Annotated in this window: 16 protein-coding genes; 11 read left to right on the top strand and 5 right to left on the bottom strand. The window is 66.6% G+C overall.

Annotation, left to right across the window (positions count from 1 at the left end; genetic code table 11):
* Positions 1-30 precede the first annotated feature (30 nt).
* The 8 genes from AXYL_RS20435 (at position 31) to AXYL_RS20400 (ending at position 11,514) form a co-directional block, all read left to right on the top strand.
* Positions 31-1,695, top strand: coding sequence for an intermembrane transport protein PqiB (locus tag AXYL_RS20435; protein WP_013394758.1), 1,665 nt, complete (start codon positions 31-33; stop codon positions 1,693-1,695).
* 5 nt (positions 1,696-1,700) lie between these two features.
* Positions 1,701-2,417: a membrane integrity-associated transporter subunit PqiC gene (locus AXYL_RS20430; RefSeq protein ID WP_013394757.1), complete on the top strand. Its 717-nt coding sequence runs from the start codon at positions 1,701-1,703 to the stop codon at positions 2,415-2,417.
* A 195-nt stretch (positions 2,418-2,612) separates the two neighbouring features.
* Positions 2,613-6,434 (top strand): trifunctional transcriptional regulator/proline dehydrogenase/L-glutamate gamma-semialdehyde dehydrogenase, encoded by a 3,822-nt coding sequence (gene putA / locus AXYL_RS20425; RefSeq protein WP_013394756.1) that lies wholly within the window; start codon positions 2,613-2,615, stop codon positions 6,432-6,434.
* A 237-nt stretch (positions 6,435-6,671) separates the two neighbouring features.
* Entirely contained in the window at positions 6,672-7,817 is a 1,146-nt protein-coding gene (locus AXYL_RS20420; protein WP_013394755.1) for a branched-chain amino acid ABC transporter substrate-binding protein, read from the top strand.
* Positions 7,818-7,974: 157 nt separating this feature from the next.
* Positions 7,975-8,904 (top strand): branched-chain amino acid ABC transporter permease, encoded by a 930-nt coding sequence (locus AXYL_RS20415; RefSeq protein ID WP_013394754.1) that lies wholly within the window; start codon positions 7,975-7,977, stop codon positions 8,902-8,904.
* Positions 8,901-9,989, top strand: coding sequence for an ABC transporter permease subunit (locus AXYL_RS20410; protein WP_013394753.1), 1,089 nt, complete (start codon positions 8,901-8,903; stop codon positions 9,987-9,989). The genes AXYL_RS20415 and AXYL_RS20410 overlap by 4 nt, the downstream gene beginning before the upstream one ends.
* Positions 9,986-10,786 carry an ABC transporter ATP-binding protein gene (locus tag AXYL_RS20405; RefSeq protein ID WP_013394752.1) on the top strand — a complete coding sequence of 267 codons (801 nt, stop codon included), beginning with the start codon at positions 9,986-9,988 and terminating at the stop codon, positions 10,784-10,786. Before AXYL_RS20410 ends, AXYL_RS20405 begins: the two co-directional genes overlap by 4 nt.
* Positions 10,783-11,514: an ABC transporter ATP-binding protein gene (locus AXYL_RS20400; protein ID WP_013394751.1), complete on the top strand. Its 732-nt coding sequence runs from the start codon at positions 10,783-10,785 to the stop codon at positions 11,512-11,514. The genes AXYL_RS20405 and AXYL_RS20400 overlap by 4 nt, the downstream gene beginning before the upstream one ends.
* Positions 11,515-11,844: 330 nt before the next feature.
* Here the strand turns inward: AXYL_RS20400 and AXYL_RS20395 are convergent, their stop codons facing one another.
* The 3 genes from AXYL_RS20395 to AXYL_RS20385 are packed head-to-tail and all read right to left on the bottom strand — an operon-like array spanning position 11,845 to position 14,963.
* A complete protein-coding gene (locus tag AXYL_RS20395) occupies positions 11,845-13,095 on the bottom strand; it encodes a CaiB/BaiF CoA transferase family protein (protein WP_013394750.1) in 1,251 nt (416 codons plus the stop codon).
* Positions 13,096-13,115: 20 nt separating this feature from the next.
* The gene (locus tag AXYL_RS20390; RefSeq protein ID WP_013394749.1) at positions 13,116-13,916 is read right to left on the bottom strand and encodes an enoyl-CoA hydratase/isomerase family protein; all 801 of its coding nucleotides are present in this window, start codon (positions 13,914-13,916) and stop codon (positions 13,116-13,118) included.
* Between the two features lie 51 nt (positions 13,917-13,967).
* A complete protein-coding gene (locus AXYL_RS20385; RefSeq protein WP_013394748.1) occupies positions 13,968-14,963 on the bottom strand; it encodes a Bug family tripartite tricarboxylate transporter substrate binding protein in 996 nt (331 codons plus the stop codon).
* A 128-nt stretch (positions 14,964-15,091) separates the two neighbouring features.
* Here AXYL_RS20385 and AXYL_RS20380 point away from each other — a divergent pair, with 128 nt between their 5' ends.
* Positions 15,092-15,793 (top strand): GntR family transcriptional regulator, encoded by a 702-nt coding sequence (locus AXYL_RS20380; protein ID WP_148260620.1) that lies wholly within the window; start codon positions 15,092-15,094, stop codon positions 15,791-15,793.
* Between the two features lie 73 nt (positions 15,794-15,866).
* On the opposite strand, the gene AXYL_RS20375 is transcribed toward AXYL_RS20380, so the two are convergent.
* On the bottom strand, positions 15,867-17,150 hold the full coding sequence (locus AXYL_RS20375; protein WP_013394746.1) for an MFS transporter: 1,284 nt from the start codon (positions 17,148-17,150) through the stop codon (positions 15,867-15,869).
* Between the two features lie 104 nt (positions 17,151-17,254).
* On the opposite strand from AXYL_RS20375, the gene AXYL_RS20370 reads away from it, so the two are divergent.
* Both AXYL_RS20370 and AXYL_RS20365 read left to right on the top strand, forming a co-directional pair.
* Entirely contained in the window at positions 17,255-17,863 is a 609-nt protein-coding gene (locus AXYL_RS20370) for a TetR/AcrR family transcriptional regulator (protein WP_013394745.1), read from the top strand.
* A gap of 197 nt (positions 17,864-18,060) precedes the next feature.
* A complete protein-coding gene (locus tag AXYL_RS20365; protein WP_013394744.1) occupies positions 18,061-18,282 on the top strand; it encodes a hypothetical protein in 222 nt (73 codons plus the stop codon).
* A 62-nt stretch (positions 18,283-18,344) separates the two neighbouring features.
* Here the strand turns inward: AXYL_RS20365 and AXYL_RS20360 are convergent, their stop codons facing one another.
* Positions 18,345-19,250: a LysR substrate-binding domain-containing protein gene (locus AXYL_RS20360; RefSeq protein ID WP_013394743.1), complete on the bottom strand. Its 906-nt coding sequence runs from the start codon at positions 19,248-19,250 to the stop codon at positions 18,345-18,347.
* Positions 19,251-19,392 lie beyond the last annotated feature (142 nt).

Here is a 19,392-nt window from a genome sequence, read left to right as displayed (position 1 = left end):
CGGCTTCGGCCCACGAACAAGGAATAGTAGATGTCCGAGCAAGCACCCGGATCCGGTGAAGAGAAGTTTGCCTCACCCGCGATCTCGCGCAAGGAGAAGAGCCGGATTTCATGGATCTGGCTGGTGCCCATCGTGGCGGCCCTGATGGGCCTGTCGCTGGTCGTGCGGACCTGGATGCAGGCAGGGCCTGACATCTCCATTTCATTCTACACGGCCGAAGGGCTGGAAGTCGGCAAGACCCAGCTGCGCTACAAGGACGTGAACATCGGCACGGTGCGGTCCATCGGCTTCAACGAAGACCGTACCAAGGTGGTGGTGCAGGCCGAACTGTCCAAGGATGTCTCGGACCTGGCGCGCGAAGGCACCAACTTCTGGGTGGTGCGTCCGCGCCTGGACGTGAGCGGCGTGTCCGGCCTGGGGACGCTGCTGTCTGGCGCCTATATCGGCGTGGACGCGGTCGAAGGCAAGGACAGTTCCAAGAAGGCCACCAAGCTGCAGTTCGAGGGCCTGGAAGTCCCGCCAGCGGTCACGCACGACCGCGCCGGCAAGCGCTTCAAGCTCAAGGCGTCCGATCTGGGGTCCCTGGACATCGGCTCGCCCGTGTATTTCCGCCGCATCAACGTCGGCCGCGTGATCGGCTACGCGCTCGACGAGACCGGCAAGGCCGTGAACGTCGAGGTGTTCGTGGACGCGCCCAACGACAAGTTCGTGACCCAGGGCACGCGCTTCTGGAACGCCAGCGGCGTGGATTTCAGCGTCAATGCCGATGGCCTCAAGGTACGCACGCAATCGCTGGTATCGATGGCGGTGGGCGGTGTCGCGTTCGAACCGGTCATCAGCGCGCGCGACGCCGGCAAGCCGGCGCAAGCCGATGCCCAGTTCGACCTGTACCCGACCGAGACGGCCGCTAAGGCCAATCCGGACGGCGAGGCTTTCCCGATCCGGATGCGTTTCGACCAGTCGATCCGCGGCCTGACGGTGGGCGCGCCGATCGACTTCAGCGGCATCACGCTGGGCAACGTGACGCAGATCAACATGGATTTCGATCCGATCGCCAAGCGCTTCTACTCGCTGGTGGATGCCACCCTGTATCCGGAGCGCCTGGGCCGCGTGTTCGACGAAGTGCGCGAGCGCGCCGTGAAGGACGGCGACGCCGCGGGCAACCGCTTGCTGGGCGGCATGATCAAGCATGGCCTGCGCGCGCAGTTGCGCACCGCCAATCTGCTGACCGGCCAGCTGTACGTGGCGCTGGACGACTTCCCGAACGCCAAGCCGGTCGAATTCAAGCTGTCGGACCCGGCCATGATCCCGACGGTGCCTGGCAACCTGGATCAGCTCCAGCAGCAGATCAGCAACATCGTCGCCAAGATCGAGAAGATCCCGTTCGACAAGATCGGCGAAGACTTGCGCACCACGCTGGCCAGCACCTCCAAGCTGATGAACCGCCTGGACAAGCAGGTCGCGCCCGAAGCGCAGAACATGCTCAAGCAGGCCAAGGAATCGATGGCGCAGGTCAACGCGCTGCTGGCCTCCGACGCTTCCTTGCCGGTCAATACGGAAAAGGCGATGCAGGAACTGGGCCGCGCGGCTCGTTCGCTGCGCGCCCTGGCCGACTTCCTGCAAGCCAACCCCGAGGCCTTGTTGCGCGGCCGCGGCCCAGACCCGATCCCCGGCGCCGGTCCTGTCAGGAACTGAAACCCATGAATAGACGCCCATTCCCCCGCGCTGGTCAGGCGCACCCCAGTTCCGGGCAGCCCCGGTCCGCAGGCAGGTTGACGCCGCGTTTGCGTCCTGTCCTGTCCTTGCTGGCATTGACCGCCGCGCTGGCCGGCTGCGGTTCCTCGGCGCCCGTGCAGTACCACACCTTGCAGGTGCCGGCAGCGCAGGCCCCGGGGGCTGGGGTGGCGCCGGCCAACTTCTTGATCGAAGTGCAGCCGGTCAACATTTCGACGCAGGCGGATCAGCCGCAACTGATGGTCCGCACCGGCGAGGGCAGCCTGGCCGCGCTCTACTCCGAGCGCTGGAGCTCGCCATTGGGCGACGAACTGCGGGGCGCGCTGTCGGACGCGCTGAAGCGCGAGCTTGGCGCGCTGGACGTGCAACTGGTCAAGCCGGGGCCGGGCGCCGCGGTCTGGCGCGTGCAGACCGATGTGCAGCGTTTCGAGCTGGAATCGGGCCGCATGGCCCAGCTGGATGCGACCTGGCGCGTGCGGCCGGTCAATATGAAGGGTTCCGGCCTGTTGTGCCGCAGCGTGGTCACGGAACCGGTGACGGAAGAGGGCGTGCCCGCGCTGATCGCCGCGCAGCAGCGCGCCGTGGTCAGCCTGGCCGGCGCCATGGCCTCGGCCATCCGCGGGCAGACCCCGGCGGGATCGGCTTCGGTCCAGATGCTGGGTTGCGCGGCGCTCAAGGACTGAGGGCCGCGCGCAGGAGAACGGGCTGGCGCAAGCGCTGCACGCGCCAGCCCAAAATTCCGCTTTATCTCAATTGGTTAACCTAGGGTTAACCATAGTGCAAACCAAGTTGCAACCTGTCTAGCATACGGTCCTACCCATACCGGGTCCCGCTAGGGCCTGGTATCACCTTTGCCATGCGACAGGAAGCAATCTCTTATGGCCAGCACGACCCTAGGCGTTAAAGTCGACGACGCGCTCCGCGACCGGCTGAAGGCCGCCGCGCAAAAACTCAACTGCACGCCGCATTGGCTGCACAAGCAGGCGATCCTTTCCTACCTGGACAAGATCGAGCGCGGCCACCTGCCCGCCGAGATGTCCCACCTGGGCATGGATGCAGGCGGTGAGGACGAAGCGGGTGAGGGCCATGCGGCGCCCACCCCACCGTTCTACGAGTTCGGTCAGGACGTGCAACCGCAGTCGGTGCTGCGCGCGGCCATCACCGCCGCCTACCGGCGTCCCGAGCCCGAGTGCGTGCCGCTACTGCTGGGCCAGGCCCGCATGCCCAATCTGGAAAAGATCCATGCCATGGCCGCCGACCTGGTCAAGAAGCTGCGCGGCAAGCGCAGCGGCGGCGGGGTGGAAGGGCTGATCCAGGAGTTTTCGCTGTCCAGCCAGGAAGGCGTGGCGCTGATGTGCCTGGCCGAAGCGCTGCTGCGCATTCCCGACCGCGCCACGCGCGACGCGCTGATCCGCGACAAGGTTGCCCGCGGCGACTGGAAGTCGCACATGGGCGGCTCGCAATCGCTGTTCGTCAACGCCGCCACCTGGGGGCTGATGATCACGGGCAAGCTGGTGGCCGTGAGCAGCGAACAGTCGCTGTCCAAGGCGCTGACCCGCCTGATCGGCAAGGGCGGCGAACCGCTGGTGCGCAAGGGCGTGAACATGGCCATGCGCATGATGGGCGAGCAGTTCGTGTCGGGCCAGACCATCTCCGAAGCGCTGGCCAACAACCGCAAGATGGAAGCCCGCGGCTTCCGCTATTCCTACGACATGCTGGGCGAGGCCGCCACCACGGCCGAGGACGCGGACCGTTATTACGCCTCGTACGAACAGGCCATCCATGCCATCGGCAAGGCTGCCGCCGGCCGCGGCATCTATGAAGGTCCGGGCATCTCGATCAAGCTGTCGGCGCTGCACCCGCGCTATTCGCGCGGCCAGCGTGAACGCGTGATGGCCGAGCTGCTGCCGCGCGTGAAGGCGCTGACCGTGCTGGCGCGCAGCTACGACATCGGCTTGAACATCGACGCGGAGGAAGCGGACCGCCTGGAAATTTCCCTGGACCTGCTGGAGGCACTCTGTTTCGAGCCCGAGCTGGACGGCTGGAACGGCATCGGGTTTGTCATCCAGTCCTACCAGAAGCGGGCGCCCTTCGTGATCGACTACGTGATCGACCTGGCCCGCCGCAGCCGCCACCGCGTGATGGTGCGACTGGTCAAGGGCGCCTATTGGGACAGCGAGATCAAGCGCGCCCAGGTCGACGGCCTGGAGGGCTATCCGGTCTATACCCGCAAGCTCTACACGGACGTGGCTTACCTGGCCTGCGCCCGCAAGCTGTTGGGCGCGCCCGAGGCGGTGTACCCGCAATTCGCCACGCACAATGCCTACACCCTGGCCGCGGTCTATCAACTGGCCGGCCAGAACTACTACCCGGGCCAGTACGAGTTCCAGTGTCTGCACGGCATGGGTGAACCTCTGTATGACGAAGTCGTGGGTCCGCTGTCCCAGGGCAAGCTGAACCGTCCCTGCCGCATCTACGCGCCGGTCGGCACCCATGAAACCTTGCTGGCCTACCTGGTGCGGCGCCTGCTGGAAAACGGCGCCAACACCTCGTTCGTGAACCTGATTGGCGACGAGAGCATTCCGGTCGAGCACCTGGTGGCCGACCCCGTTGAGGCCGCCGCGCGCATCGTGCCGCTGGGCGCGCCGCACGAGAAGATCCCGCTGCCGCGCGAACTCTATGGCGATCTGCAAGAGGGCGCCCGCGCCAACTCGGCCGGCCTGGACTTGAGCAACGAGCATCGCCTGGGTTCGCTGTCAGCGGCCCTGCTGGCCAGCGCCGGCATGCCGTGGCGCGCCGGGCCCATGCTGGGCGAGGGCGACGAAGCCTGGGATGTTTCCCGCGCCATGGAAGTTCGCAACCCGGCCAATCTGCGCGATGTGGTGGGCCATGTGGTCGAGGCGCAGACGGACGAGGCCGAGGCCGCGCTGCGCGCCGCCGCCAACGCCGCTCCGATCTGGCAATCCACGCCGGTGGCCGAACGCGCCCAGTGCCTGCGCCGCGCCGCGCAATTGCTGGAAGAGCAGATGCAGACCCTGCTGGGCCTGATCGTGCGCGAGGCCGGCAAATCGCTGCCTAACGCCATCGCCGAAGTGCGCGAGGCGGTCGACTTCCTGCGCTACTACGCGGACCAGGCCGAAACCGAATTCAGCAACGACACGCACCGCCCGCTGGGCACCGTGCTGTGCATCAGCCCGTGGAATTTCCCGCTGGCCATCTTCACCGGCCAGATCGCGGCGGCGCTGGCCGCGGGCAACACGGTGCTGGCCAAGCCGGCCGAACAGACGCCGCTGATTGCCGCGCAAGCCGTGGCCATCCTGCGGGCGGCAGGCGTGCCCGCAGGCGCCGTGCAGCTGCTGCCGGGCCGCGGCGAAACCGTGGGCGCCCAGCTGGTTGCCAATCCGGGCGTGCGCGGCGTGATGTTCACCGGCTCCACCGACGTCGCGCGCATCATCGCACGCACGCTGGCGGACCGCCTGGACGACCACGGCCACACCATTCCGCTGATCGCCGAAACCGGCGGCCAGAACGCCATGGTGGTGGATTCCTCGGCGCTGTCCGAGCAGGTCGTGTTCGACGTGCTGACCTCGGCTTTCGATTCGGCCGGCCAGCGCTGCTCGGCGCTGCGCGTGCTGTGCGTGCAGGAAGACAATGCCGAGCATGTGCTGACCATGCTGCGCGGCGCGATGCGCGAACTGAGCGTGGGCAATCCCGACCGCTTGTCGGTAGACGTGGGTCCCGTGATCGACACCGAAGCGCGCAACGGCATCCAGCGGCACATCGAAACGATGCGCACCGCGGGTCATCGCGTGGATCAGGTCGAGCTCAACGGCGAATGCCGCCACGGCACCTTCGTGCCGCCGACCATCATCGAAATCGACAACGTCAGCGAACTGACGCGCGAAGTGTTCGGCCCGGTGCTGCACGTGGTGCGCTACAAGCGCGACGAACTGGATGCCTTGCTGGACGCCATCAACGGCACCGGCTACGGCCTGACCTTCGGCGTGCATACCCGCATCGACGAAACCATTGCGCACGTGACCGGCCAGGTCCATGCGGGCAACGTCTACGTCAACCGCAATATCGTGGGCGCGGTGGTGGGCGTGCAGCCCTTCGGTGGTGAATGCCTGTCCGGCACCGGCCCCAAGGCCGGCGGTCCGCTCTACATGTACCGGCTGCTGGGCACGCGCCCGGCGGGACTGCCGCCGGCGCTGGACGCGGCGGCGCCGCTGCCGCAGCGCATTGCGCTGCCGGGGCCGACCGGCGAGACCAACACCTATATGGTCGAGCCGCGCGGCGCGGTCTATTGCGTGGCTGCCACCGAGGCCGGCGCGCGGGCGCAGTGGTCGGTCGCCAAGCTCACCGGCAACCACGCCTGGTTCGCGGACACGCCCGCGGCGCAGGCGCTGCTGGCGTCGCTGGACGCCAGCCAGCAGGAGCAGGCGGGCATCCTGGCCGACGACGAGGTCGACCAGGCGGATTACCAGGCCGTGCTGTTTGAAGGCGATGGCGACGCGCTGCAGGCGCTGAACCAGCGCATCGCCCAGCGCCCGGGCGCCATCCTGTCGGTACATGGTCTGACTTCCGACGCGATCGCGGCCGGCGCGGGCTATGTGCCGGAGCGCCTGCTGACGGAGCGATCCATCAGCGTCAACACGGCGGCGGCGGGCGGTAACGCCAGCCTGATGACCATAGGTTGAGGGCGACCGGGGGCAACCTTTGGGTATCCAAGGGTTATCTCCAATATCGGGCGGGGTTGCACTGGAAGCAAAATCCGGTCGCACCTCAAATTCGGAAGTCGCAACCCGGCTTCCGGATTTTGCAGAACATGCATGCGCAAGCTCCCGCTACATCGGGCTTGCAGTAGTGAAAAACCAAAGGCCTGGCTAAAAGCTCAGGTATAACAAGGTCTTAAGTCCGACACTCGGAGGATACCCATGAAGTTCCGCACCACTTTGAAGCTTCTCGCCGCCAGCATCGCCGCCGCCGGCATGGCCGCCTCCGCGCAGGCCGCCGACGTCAAGTTCGGTTTTGCCGCACCGCTTACCGGTCCGCAGTCGCACTATGGCGAGGACATGCAGAACGGCCTGAACCTGGCCCTGGAAGAAGCCAACAAGAAGGGCATCAAGGTCGACGGCGAAACCGCCAAGTTCGTGCTGGTGTCGCGCGACGACCAGGCCGATCCCCGCGTCGGCGTGCAGGTCGCCCAGCAACTGGTCGACCAGGACGTGGTCGGCATCCTGGGCCACTTCAACTCGGGCACGACCATCCCCGCTTCGCGCGTCTACCATGAAGCCGGTCTGCCCCAGATCGCCATGGCCACGTCGCCCGAATACACCAAGCAAGGCTACGAAACCACCTTCCGCATGATGACCAGCGATACCCAGCAGGGCGCCGCGGTCGGCAAGTTCATGGTGGAAAGCCTGAAGGCCAAGAAGGTTGCGATCATCGACGACCGCACCGCCTACGGCCAGGGCCTGGCCGACGAAGTCGAAAAGGCCGTCAAGGCCGCTGGCGGCCAGGTCGTGCGCCGCGAATACACCACCGACAAGGCCAACGACTTCACCGCCATCCTGACCAACATCAAGGGTTCCGCGCCCGACGCCATTTTCTACGGCGGCCTGGACGCGCAATCCGGTCCCATGAAGCGCCAACTGGCGACGCTGGGCCTGAAGGCGCCGCTGGTCTCGGGCGAAATGACCCGCAGCGACACCTTCATCAAGCTGGCTGGCGACGCCGCCGACGGCACCTACGCCTCGCTGGCCGGCGTGCCGCTGGACAAGATGGCGGCAGGCAAGGACTTCGAGCAGCGCTACCAGGCGCGCTTCAAGAAGGCCCCCGGCGTCTATGCGCCCTACGCCTATGACGGCGCCTGGAACATGATCGCCGCCATCGAGCAGGCCGGCTCGGCCAAGCCCGAGAAGTACCTGCCGGCCCTGGCCAAGCTGAACCGCAAGGGCGCAACCAGCGAGCACATTTCCTACGACGCCAAGGGCGACCTGAAGGAAATCTCGGTCACCATCTACGAAGTCAAGAACGGCAAGTGGGAGATGGTTGAAACGATGGTCAGCCAAGCCAACTAAGGCGGCTTGACCGGGGCGGAGAGGCGGCGCAGCTGCTTCCCGTCCGCATCGCAGCGTGCGCGCCGCCGGGCGCGCGCCATGCGCGGCGCCGTGGCAGGCCCCGAGGGCCGCCACCGCGCGATCCGCGCGATTTTTCCAGGCTTATTCCGCGGCCCCTATGGATATCTTCATTCAACAACTGATTAACGGCGTCACGCTAGGCAGCGTGTACGCCCTGGTCGCCCTGGGCTACACCATGGTGTACGGCATCATCGGGCTGATCAACTTCGCCCATGGCGACGTCGTCATGATAGGCGCGATGGCGGCGACGACCATCGCCATCTCGCTGGTGGGCGGCGATCCTTCGACCTCGGCCTTCGTGGTGCTGGGCGTCGGCCTGCTGGTGTCCGTGCCGCTGTGCATGGCCGTGGGCTGGACCGCCGAGCGCGTCGCCTACCGGCCGCTGCGCCGCGCGCCGCGCCTGGCTGCCCTGATCACCGCCATCGGCGTGTCCATCATCCTGCAGAACGTGGCCATGATGGGCTGGGGCCGCAACTATCTGAACTTCCCGCAAGTGCTGTCGCCGCAGGTGTTCGAGATTGCAGGCGCGCGCATGAGTTCGCTGCAGATCGCCATCGTGGTGATCGCGGCGCTGATCATGGGCGGGCTGCTGGCCGTGGTGCACAAGACCCGCCTGGGCACGGCGATGCGCGCCACCGCGCAGAACCGCGAAGTGGCCGGGCTGATGGGCGTGAACATCAACACCGTGATTTCGGCGGCGTTCCTGATCGGTTCGGCGCTGGCCGCCGTGGCCGGCATGATGGTCGCCACCTACTACGGCGTGTCGCAATACACCATGGGCTTCATGCTCGGCCTGAAGGCCTTCACGGCCGCGGTGCTGGGCGGCATCGGCAACCTGGTCGGCGCCATGGCGGGCGGCCTGTTGCTGGGCATCATCGAATCCTTGGGCGCGGGCTACATCGGCGACTTGACCGGCGGCTTCCTCGGCAGCCACTACCAGGACGTGTTCGCGTTCTTCGTGCTGGTGCTGGTGCTGATCTTCCGTCCGTCCGGCCTGCTGGGCGAACGCGTGGGAGACCGGGCATGAGCGCAAACCTGAAAAGCAGCGGGTTCTCCACCCGCAACCTGATCGGCATCGCGCTGATCGGCGTGGTGCTGGCGGTGCTGCCCTTTGTGATCGGCATGGCCGGCCAGAGCTGGGTGCGCATCCTGAATTTCGCCCTGCTGTACGTGATGCTGTCGCTGGGCCTGAACATCGTGGTGGGCTTCGCGGGGCTGCTGGACCTGGGCTACATCGCGTTCTACGCGGTGGGCGCCTATACCTGGGCGCTGCTGGCCTCGCCGCACTTCGGCCTGCACCTGCCGTTCTGGGCGATCCTGCCGATCGCGCTGGCGGTGGCCTGCCTGTTCGGCGTGCTGCTGGGGGCGCCCACGCTCAAGCTGCGAGGGGACTATCTGGCCATCGTCACCCTGGGTTTCGGGGAAATCATCCGCATCTTCCTGAACAACCTGAACGCGCCGGTCAACATCACCAACGGGCCGCAGGGCATCAACCGCATCGATACCTTCAAGGTGGGCGAGTTCGCCTTCGGCCGCACGGAAAGCCTGCTGGGCCTGCGCGTGACCGGGCCGGAAAAGTACTACTACCTGCTGCTGGCGATCACGCTGATCATCGTGGTGGTCTGCGTGCGCCTGCAGAATTCGCGCATCGGCCGCGCCTGGGAAGCGATCCGCGAAGACGAGATCGCGGCCAAGGCCATGGGCATCAATACCCGCAACATCAAGCTGCTGGCGTTCGCCATGGGCGCGTCGTTCGGCGGCGTGGCGGGCGCCTTGTTCGCGTCGATGCAGGGTTTCGTCAGCCCCGAGAGCTTCTCGCTGATGGAATCCATCTCGATCCTGTGCATGGTGGTGCTGGGCGGCATGGGCCACATTCCGGGCGTGATCCTGGGGGCGTTGATCCTGGCCGCGTTGCCGGAATTCCTGCGCGCCGTGGTCGAGCCCGTGCAGCACATGCTGTTCGGCGCCGTGGTGCTGGACCCCGAAGGCATACGCATGCTGTTGTTCGGCTTGGCCATGGTCTGCGTGATGCTGTTCCGTCCGGCCGGCCTGTGGCCGTCGGCGGTGCGCAAGCGTGAATTGGCGACCAAGACCCAGGGAGGCGCGGCATGAGCAAACTGCTGCAAGCCCAGGGACTGGGCAAGCGCTTCGGCGGCCTGCAGGCGCTGTCGGACGTCAGCTTCGACATCGAGCAGGGCGAGATCTACGGCCTGATCGGTCCGAACGGCGCGGGCAAGACCACGCTGTTCAATGTGCTGACCGGCCTATACATCCCGGAAGAGGGCAGCTGCACCTTCAATGGCGTATCCATGTCCGGCAAGAAGCCGCATGAAGTCGCCTTTGCCGGACTGGCGCGCACCTTCCAGAACATCCGCCTGTTCGCCAACCTGAGCGCCATCGAAAACGTGATGATCGGCCGCCACATGCGCACCAAGTCGGGCGTGTTCGGCGCCGTGCTGCGCACGCGCGGCACGCGTGCCGAAGAGGCCGCGACGGAAGCGCGAGCGCAGGAATTGCTGGACTACGTCGGCATCGGCCACCGCGCCAACGACGTCGCCCGCTCGCTGCCTTACGGCGACCAGCGGCGCCTGGAGATCGCGCGGGCCCTGGCCACCGATCCCAAGCTGCTGGCGCTGGACGAACCGGCGGCCGGCATGAACGCGTCGGAAACCGTGGTGCTGCGCAAGCTGGTCGAAAAGATCCGCGCCGACGGCGTCACCGTGCTCTTGATCGAGCACGACATGAAGCTGGTCATGGGCCTGTGCGACCGCGTGCTGGTGCTGGAATACGGCAAGGTGTTGGCCATGGGCAAACCTGCCCAGGTGCAGCGCGACCCCAAGGTCATTGAAGCGTATCTGGGCGCCGGCGCTGCGCAGGATCCGCAGATTCATCAGGAGCGCCCGGCATGACGGCAGTATCCCAACCCCTACTGGAATTGCGGGGCCTGCAGGTTTCCTATGGCGGCATTCGCGCCGTGCGCGGCATCGACCTGCGCGTGGACCAAGGCGAGCTGGTTTGCCTGATCGGCGCCAACGGCGCCGGCAAGAGCACCACGCTGCGCGCCATCTGCGGACTGGTGCCGCTGGCGGGCGGCGAAGTGGTCTACGGCGGCCAGTCCGTCGGCGGCCAGAAATCGCATGAACTGGTGCGCCGCGGCTTGGTCATGGTGCCGGAAGGACGCGGCATCTTCGGCCAGCTCACGATCGAGGAAAACCTGGCGATGGGGGCCTACATCCGCCGCGACGCGGCCCAGATCCGCCAAGACACCGACCGCGTCTTCACCTTGTTCCCGCGCCTGGCCGAGCGTCGCAAGCAGGCGGCCGGCACCTTGTCGGGCGGCGAACAGCAAATGGTGGCGATGGGCCGCGCCATGATCGCGCGTCCCAAGCTGCTGCTGCTGGACGAGCCCTCGATGGGCCTGGCGCCGCTGATGGTGGAGAAGGTCTTCGAGGTGGTGCGCACCATCGCCAGCGAAGGCGTCACCATTCTGCTGATCGAGCAGAATGCACGCCTGGCGCTGGAAAACAGCCATCGCGGCTACGTGATGGAATCTGGTGAGATCATCCTGTCCGGTCCCGCAGGTGACATGCTGCACGATCCCAAGGTGCGCGCGGCTTATCTGGGCGAGTCTGAGTAGGGCGCGGCCAGGATCTTGGGGGCGGGCGGGGCAGGGCTTCGAGCTTGCGGACGTCAGGGTTCTTTAGCCGCCGAGGCCGCCCTGCGCCATTCCGATGCTCGCCCCAGTGGGGCTGCGCTTCGGATGGCTCCGGGCAGCCTCGGCTGGCAGTCGCCCAGTGCATTGGTTTCGGAATCCGTTCATGGGCAGATGCCTTGAGCCGGTGGCCGGGCGGAGGGATCCGAAGCGCAGCCCCACTGGGGCGAGCATCGGAATCCCGCAGTCCGGACGCCGGCGACTCAAGAACCCCGCCTCACAAAACCGATCGTCAGCAATTCCGCCAAAAATGCCCTAAACCGATGCGCGTTCACGGTCCACAGCCGTGACCACGCCAGCCTCGATCAGTGCGTCGATTTCCTGCTGGCCATAGCCGAACTCTCCCAGGATCGCGATGGTGTCTTCGCCCAGCCTGGGCGCCGCGCGGTGGTATTGCGCGGGCGTGGCCGACAGCTTCACGGGCATGCCCACGGTGCGCACCTTGCCGGCCACCGGGTGATCCTGTTCCACCACCATGCCGCGCGCCAGCGTTTGCGGATGCGACAACGCCTGCGCGATCGAATGCACCGGTCCGGCAGGCACGCCGGCCTCGTCGAAAACGTCCAGCCATTCCTGCGCGCTGCGGCTCTTCAGGATGGCGGACATTTCTTCCACCAGCTGATCGCGGTTCTGCATGCGGTCGCGGTTGCGCGCGTAGCGCGGATCTTCGGCCCATTCCGGCTTGCCCAGCGCCTGAGTGATGCGCTGCCAGTTCTTCTCGTTGGCGCCGCCGATGATGATCCAGTCGGTGGCAGTGGGAAACGCCTGGTACGGCGCACTGAGCACGTGCGCCGACCCGGTGGGGCCGGGCGACACGCCGCTGCCGAAATAGATGGCGGCATGCCAGTACAGTTGCTGCAAGCTGGCTTCGAGCAACGACGTTTCCACGATCTGGCCTTCGCCGGTGCGCTGCTTGTGCTGATAGGCCGCCAGCACGCCGAAGGCCGCCAGCAGGCCGGCGTTGATGTCCGCGACCGAATTGCCGGTGCGCAGCGGCGGCCCGCCCGGTTCGCCGGTGATCGCCATCAGGCCGGAAAAGCCCTGCGCCACCAGGTCGAAACCGCCCTTGTCAGCATAGGGGCCGGTGGTGCCGTAGCCCGATACCGCGCAATAGATCAGGCCGGGGTTCTCCTGGCGCAGCCGTTCGTAGCCCAGGCCCAGTTTCTCCATCGTGCCTTTGCGGAAGTTCTCGGTCACCACGTCGGCATCGCGGATCATGCGCAGCAGCACCTTCTTGCCCTCGGGGTGCTTCAGGTCCAGCGCGATGGCGCGCTTGTTGCGGTTGAGCATGAGGTAGGGCGCCGAGATGCCGTTGATCTGCGGGTCGCGGTACTGGCGCGAGTCGTCGCCGCCGTCGATCTTCTCGACCTTGATGACGTCGGCGCCCATGTCGGCCAGCATCATGCCGCAGGTCGGGCCGGCCATGATCTGCGACAGCTCGATCACGCGCATGCCGGCGAGCGCGCCGGCGGGGCGCTGGGTGTCGCCCTGGGTATCGTTATGCATGAGTCCTCCTTGCATGGGGTTCAGCGGGCGTTGAATTGCGGCTTGGCCTTGGCCAGGAAGGCCTGGTAGCCCGTGCGGAAATCCTCGGTGTCGAAGCAGTCGAAGGCTTCGTCGCGGTCGGCGTCGGTCAAGGTCTTGCCGTCCACCAGGTTGCGGATGAATTTCTTGTGCCAGCGCGCCACCAGCGGCGCGCCGTCGGCGATGCGGCGGGCGGCGGCCTGCGCTTCCGCGGCGACCTGGTCGTCGGGCGCCACGCGCGTGACCACGCCCAGGCGCAACGCTTCCTGGGCGTCGAAGATGGTGCCTTCCAGCAGCACCTGCAGCGCAGCGGACGGGCCGACCAGGCGCACCAGCGGCGCCAGTTCCGAATACGACATCACCAGCCCGAGGTTCTTGATGGGCACGCCGAAGCGCGAGCTCGCGCCGCAGATGCGGATGTCGGCCAGGCTGGCGATCTCCATGCCCCCGCCCACGCAGATGCCGTGTATCTGCGCCACCACGGGATGGCGGCAGTTGCCGATGGCCTCTATGGTCCGGCGCATGACCGCGCCGTACTCGATGGCTTGACGCTTGTTGCTGCGGGCGGTCTCGAATTCGCTGATGTCGTTGCCGGGAGAGAAGGCTTTCTCGCCCGCGCCGCGCAGCAGCACGCAGCGCACGCTGTCGTCGGCGTCCAGCTCCAGGAAGGTGTCGCCCAGCAGCCGCCAGCTGTCTATGGTGAAGGCGTTGAGCTTTTCCGGGCGGTTCAGCACTACGGTCACGATGTCGCCGTCGCGCTGGCGCAGGATGGGGGAGGAATCGGAATTGGGGGTAGCGCTCATGGTGTTCCTTTGCTTGGGCGGGGGGCGCACCCCCGCCGGGTTGCTGCGGGCTTACTGCTTGGTCAGGCCCAGGCTGGCGGTGAGCTTGCCGTACTTGCTCCATTCATCCTGGACGTAGCTGGCGAAGGCCGCGGGATTGCTGGGGCCGCCGCCCAGTTCCATGCCCTGGTCGGCCAGCTTGGCCTTGATCTCGGGATCGGCCAGGGCCTGGCTCAGGGCCTGGTCGAGCTTGTCCAGGACCGGCTTGGGCAGCTTGGCCGGGGCCAGCACCGCGTACCACTGCACCACGTCCAGGCCCTTGATGCCGGACTCCGCCAGCGTGGGCACGTCGGGCAGGCGCTTGCTGCGTTCCGTGCTGGTCACGGCCAGCGGACGCAGCTTGCCGGCCTGGATCTGGTTGATGGCGCCGGGCAAGGTGTCGAAGTTCATGTCCACGCTGCCGCCCAGCAGGTCGGTCATGGCCTGGCCGCTGCCCTTGTAGGGCACGTGTTCCATGCTCACGCCCGCGATCTGCGAAAAGCGCGCGGCGCTCAGGTGCTGCGGGCTGCCCATGCCGGAAGACGCGTAGGTTAGCTGCTTGGGCTTGGCGCGGGCGTCGTCCACCAGGTTCTGCACGCTGGCGTAGCTGTGCTTGGCCGGGTTGACCACCAGCACATTGGGCACCGAGCCGATGTAGCGCACCGGCGTGAAATCCTTGATCGGGTCGACGCTGGACTGCACCACGTAGGGCGCGGCGACGGTGGACTGCATGTTGGCCAGCAGCAGCGTGTAGCCGTCCGCGTCGGCCTTGGCCACGAAGTCGGCCGCGATCAGGCCCGACGCGCCGGGCTTGTTCTCGACCACGACCTGCTGGCCCAGCAGCGTGGACAGGCGGGCTGACAGGATGCGGGCCGACACGTCGGTGCCGCCGCCGGGCACGAAACCGACGATCAGGCGTACTGGCCGTTCCGGCCATTTGGATGCGTCCTGCGCCAGGGCGGGGCTGGCGGCGGCCAGGCTGGCGGTCAACGCCAGGGCGCCGGCCCAGGCGCGAGCGTGCTTGTGCATATGGGTCTCCTTGGTGGTTGTAAGCCTGCCCGCGTGTTGCTTGATCTATGATGGGGTCAGGTTGGTATGCCGCTGGTGTTTGGTATACCAGATACAAAAATAGTCGAATTAGCGAGTGGCAACAACTCATGGCTAACCCTGAAGTTATGGACCAGTCCGTCCCCGATTTGGCCATCCATCACCCCACGCTGCCGGCCGTGGTGGCCGAGAAACTGCGGCAGCTCATCATCGACGGCACCTTCAAGCCGGGCACCTGGCTCAACGAACGGGACCTGTGCGAGCAGTTGAAGATTTCGCGCACGCCGCTGCGCGAGGCCTACCGCATGCTGGCCTCGGACGGGCTGGTGACCTTGCAGCCGAAGCGCGGGGCGATGGTGATCGAGTTGTCGGCCGATGACGTCGAAAACATCTTCGATGTGCTGTCGGTGCTGGAAGGCCTGGCGGTGCGCAGCGCCGCCGAGCGCGCGACGGACGCGGAGCTGGCGCACATCGCGCAACTGCACGCGCAGATGCTGCAGGGGTATGAGCAGCGCGACATCCGCGCGTATTTCGCGGCCAGCATGGGCACGCACATCGCCATCAACCGCGCCGCCCACAACCCGGCGCTGACGCATTCCTATGACAGGTTCAACCTGCAGGTTCAGGCGCTGCGCTACAAGTCGAATTTCGATATCGACGAATGGACGGCGGCGGTGGCCGACCATGAGGCCTTCGTCCAGGCGCTGATGCGGCGCGATGGCGAGCTTGCGGAGTCGCTCATCCGCAAGCATGTGGGCAGCAAGAAGACCTACAACTTGCGCGGGCGCGCGGGTGGCGCAGCCAAGGCCTGACTAGGCCTGTGTAGGCCTGTGATTTGCGCGGGCGGCGCGCGGCCGGGGGCTGGCGGTCCGCCCGCAGTCGCGTTCAGGCCGGCTGCGGCACCGCGCGCTGCCTGCCTATCATCAGCGCGATGACGGCGGCGATCAGGCCCGTCATGCCGGAGATGACGAAAGCCATCAGGTAGCTGCCCTGCGCTTCGCGCACGGCGCCCGCCATCCAGGCGGCGCTGGCGGCGCCCAACTGGTGGCCGGCGACGATCCAGCCGAACACGATGGGGGCATCGCGCTCGCCGAAGGCTTCGGTCGTCAGGCGCAGCGTGGGCGGCACCGTGGCTATCCAGTCCAGGCCGAAGAAGATGGCGAAGATCGACAGGCTGTAGAACGAGAAGTCGGAATAGGGCAGGTAGATCAGCGACAGCCCGCGCAGGCCGTAGTAGACGAACAGCAGCTTGCGCGGATCGTAGCGGTCGGTCAGCCAGCCGGACGCCGTGGTGCCGATCAGGTCGAAAATGCCCATCAGCGCCAGCAGGCCCGCGGCCTGCACCTCGGGCATGCCATGGTCGCCGCAAAGCGCGATCAGGTGCGTGCCCACCAGACCGTTGGTGGTAAAGCCGCAAACGAAGAAAGTGGCGAACAGGAACCAGAAGGTGCGGGTGCGCGAGGCCCGCGCCAGCGCGCCGAAGGTGGCGGCCAGCATGCCGGTGCGCGGCGCGGCGGGCGCCGGCGGCGCATGCGGATCGCTGCCGAACGGCACCAGCCCGACGCTGGCGGGGCGGTCCGGCACCAGCCACCAGGCCAGCGGCACCAGCGCCGCCGCCGCGGCCGCCACGGTCCAGACCACGCGGGTCCAGTCGCCGGACGAGGCCAGCGCCGCCAGCACCGGCAGGAACACCAGCGTGCCGGTTGCGGAACTAGCGGTCAACAGACCCATCATCACGCCGCGGTGCTTGGTGAACCAGCGGTTGACCACGGTCGCGCCCAGCACCACCGCCACCGCGCCCGAACCCAGGCCCGAGAACACGCCCCAGGTCAGCAACAGATGCCAGGACTCGGTCATGAAGGCGCTGGCCGCGCTGGACGCTGCCATCACGACCAGGGCGCCGATCAGCACCCGCCGCAAGCCGAAGCGTTCCATCGCCGCGGCGGCGAAGGGGCCGACCATGCCATACAGGAAGATGCCGACCGCGGCGGCCAGGGAGATGGTGCTGCGGCTCCAGCCAAAGGTTTCTTCCAGCGGCACCAGCAGCACGCTGGGCGAGGAACGCAGGCCGGCGGAAACCAGCAGGGCCAGGAAAATGACTGCGACGACGACGAAAGCGTACTTCTGGCCGGCGCGCCGGAAAGGAATGGGAGGCTGGGCTATACTCATGTTACTGACCGGTACGTAATGGGGTTTGCGAATAGTACGTACCGGTCAGTAACATAGTCAAGCGATTTCTCGTCGCGTCCGTCATCCGGAAAAGGAGCCCATCCATGGCCAGCAAAACCACCGCCGCCGACCGGCCCGCATCCAAGCCGCCGCTGGCGGCCGATCGCATCCGCAAGACCGCGCGCGAAATGTTCTATCGGGACGGCATCCGGGCGGTGGGCGTGGACGCCATCGTCAGCGAGGCGGGGGTGACCAAACCTAGCCTGTACCGCAACTTTTCGTCCAAGGATGAGTTGGCGGCGGCCTATCTGCGCGACTACGACGCTGAATTCTGGGCGCGTTTTGACGCGGCTTGCGAGGCGCACCCGGGAGACCCTCGTGCGCAGATCCTGGCCTATCTGACCGGCTTGGCCGGGCGGGCCGTGCAGAGCGGATACCGCGGCTGCGGCCTGACGAACGCGGCGGTCGAGTATCCCGAAGCCGGTCATCCTGCGCGCGCCGTGGCGGTGGAGCACAAGGCGGAGCTGCGCCGGCGCCTAGCCGCCATGGCGGCGGAAATGGGGGCGGCCGACCCTGACGCACTGGGGGATGGCTTGTTGCTGTTGTTCGAGGGCGCCTTCGTCTCCAGTCAGCTTTTCGGCGAAGGCGGACCTGCCGGGCGGGTCGCGCAGATGGCGGACATGCTGATTCAGGCGCATCTGGCACAGGCCTGATACGGCGCGCCTCCAGATCGAGGGGACGGGGGCGGCACCAGCAAGGTGCAGGCAGCAGTGCACATGTGCACCATTTTTGGTGTTTGTACCCATTGCGCAACGCACAAAAAAATGCTTGAGAAATTTATTGCGACGCAGCAAGCACAGGTCTAAGATGGACTCGTGTTGTTCCACATCGCTTTCTCAAGGAGAGAACCATGAGCGATACCGCGCTGAAGAATGCCCGCATGTCGGATGAGCTGGAACGTACCCTGATTCATGACGCCATCATCGCGGAAAGCCTGTCCGGCTATGCCTCCGGCTCGCGCTGGCTGCGCCTGAAAGTGCGCCTGGCGGCGTTTGGCGGCGCCGTGGGTGAAGTGCTGCACGACATGGACGCTGGCCGCCGCCAACACCCCGTGGTTTCCGCCTATCACTGAAGTGCCCTGGAGCGACGCGCGCAGCGTCGCGAGCGAAAACGCCGGCAATCTGCCGGCGTTTTTCATGGCGCCAGTTGAGTCTCGTCCAGGACTTCACGCAGGCAGGCGATGAATTGCCGGGCGGCTGGCGTCAGGTCGCTGCCCTTGCGCTGTATGACGCAGACCTGCAGGACCGGCAGCGCATCGTCAAGCTCCAGGCGCCGGATGCCCAGGTTTTTGAAGACCGCGTCCGCCAGCGGCTCCACGAACAGTCCCAGATGATCCGTCTGCGACACCAGGGCCAGGGCCGCGGTGAGCGAATCGCCTTGCACCACGCGTGGCGGCACCGGCATGCCCAACGACGCGAACAGTCGGGTCGTGGCCGATAGCGGATCGCCGCCATCGCCGGGCAAGGCCCATTCAGCGTTGAGCAGTTCGTGCATCGAGCGCCGGTTGCGCAAGGGATGTTGCCTGCGCATGCCGACCACCAGCCGCACCGGGAACAGCGGCTGGCATTCGAACTCGTCCTGCAACAGTTCCGGGTCTGCATGCATGACCGCGAAATCGACCTGCGGCTCGCGCAGCCGCGTCAGAATGCCTGCCAGGCCGGCTTCGCTGACGTGCAGCGAAACGCCGGGGCGCCGTTGCCGCAACCGCCGGAACGTCGGGATGAACAAGGTCTGCGCGAACGCGGCGCTGACCGCCACGCGCACCTGGCCGGCATTGCCGTCACGCAACTGAGCGACCTCGTCACGCGCCCGTCGCATGTCATCCAGCAGCAGCTGCGCGCGGGGCAGCAGGGCCGCCCCGCATTCCGTGAGCGTGATGCCCTTGACGCTGCGTTCGACCAGGGCGGCGCCGAGTTCGCGCTCCAGTTCGCGCACGATCTTGGTCACGGCGGGCGCCGAAACGTCCAAGCTGCGGGCGGCAGCGCGGATGCTGTGTTGCGTGGCGACCGCGACGAATGCCTGCAACTGGTTGGGTTTCATGGACCACCGCCGTTTATGTGTAAACCAAACGGAAACGATGATAAGAGAATTTTGGCTTTTCGGTTTACGTAGGCATCCCTAGAATGCGCCCTGGGAGTGCTGCGGCGGTTGCGCAGGATTGCGAAAGCGGGCGCACTCCAAA

This window comes from Achromobacter xylosoxidans A8, assembly GCF_000165835.1.
In the GTDB taxonomy this organism is placed as follows: domain Bacteria; phylum Pseudomonadota; class Gammaproteobacteria; order Burkholderiales; family Burkholderiaceae_B; genus Achromobacter; species Achromobacter xylosoxidans_B.
This window is presented reverse-complemented; position numbering and strand designations above follow the sequence as displayed.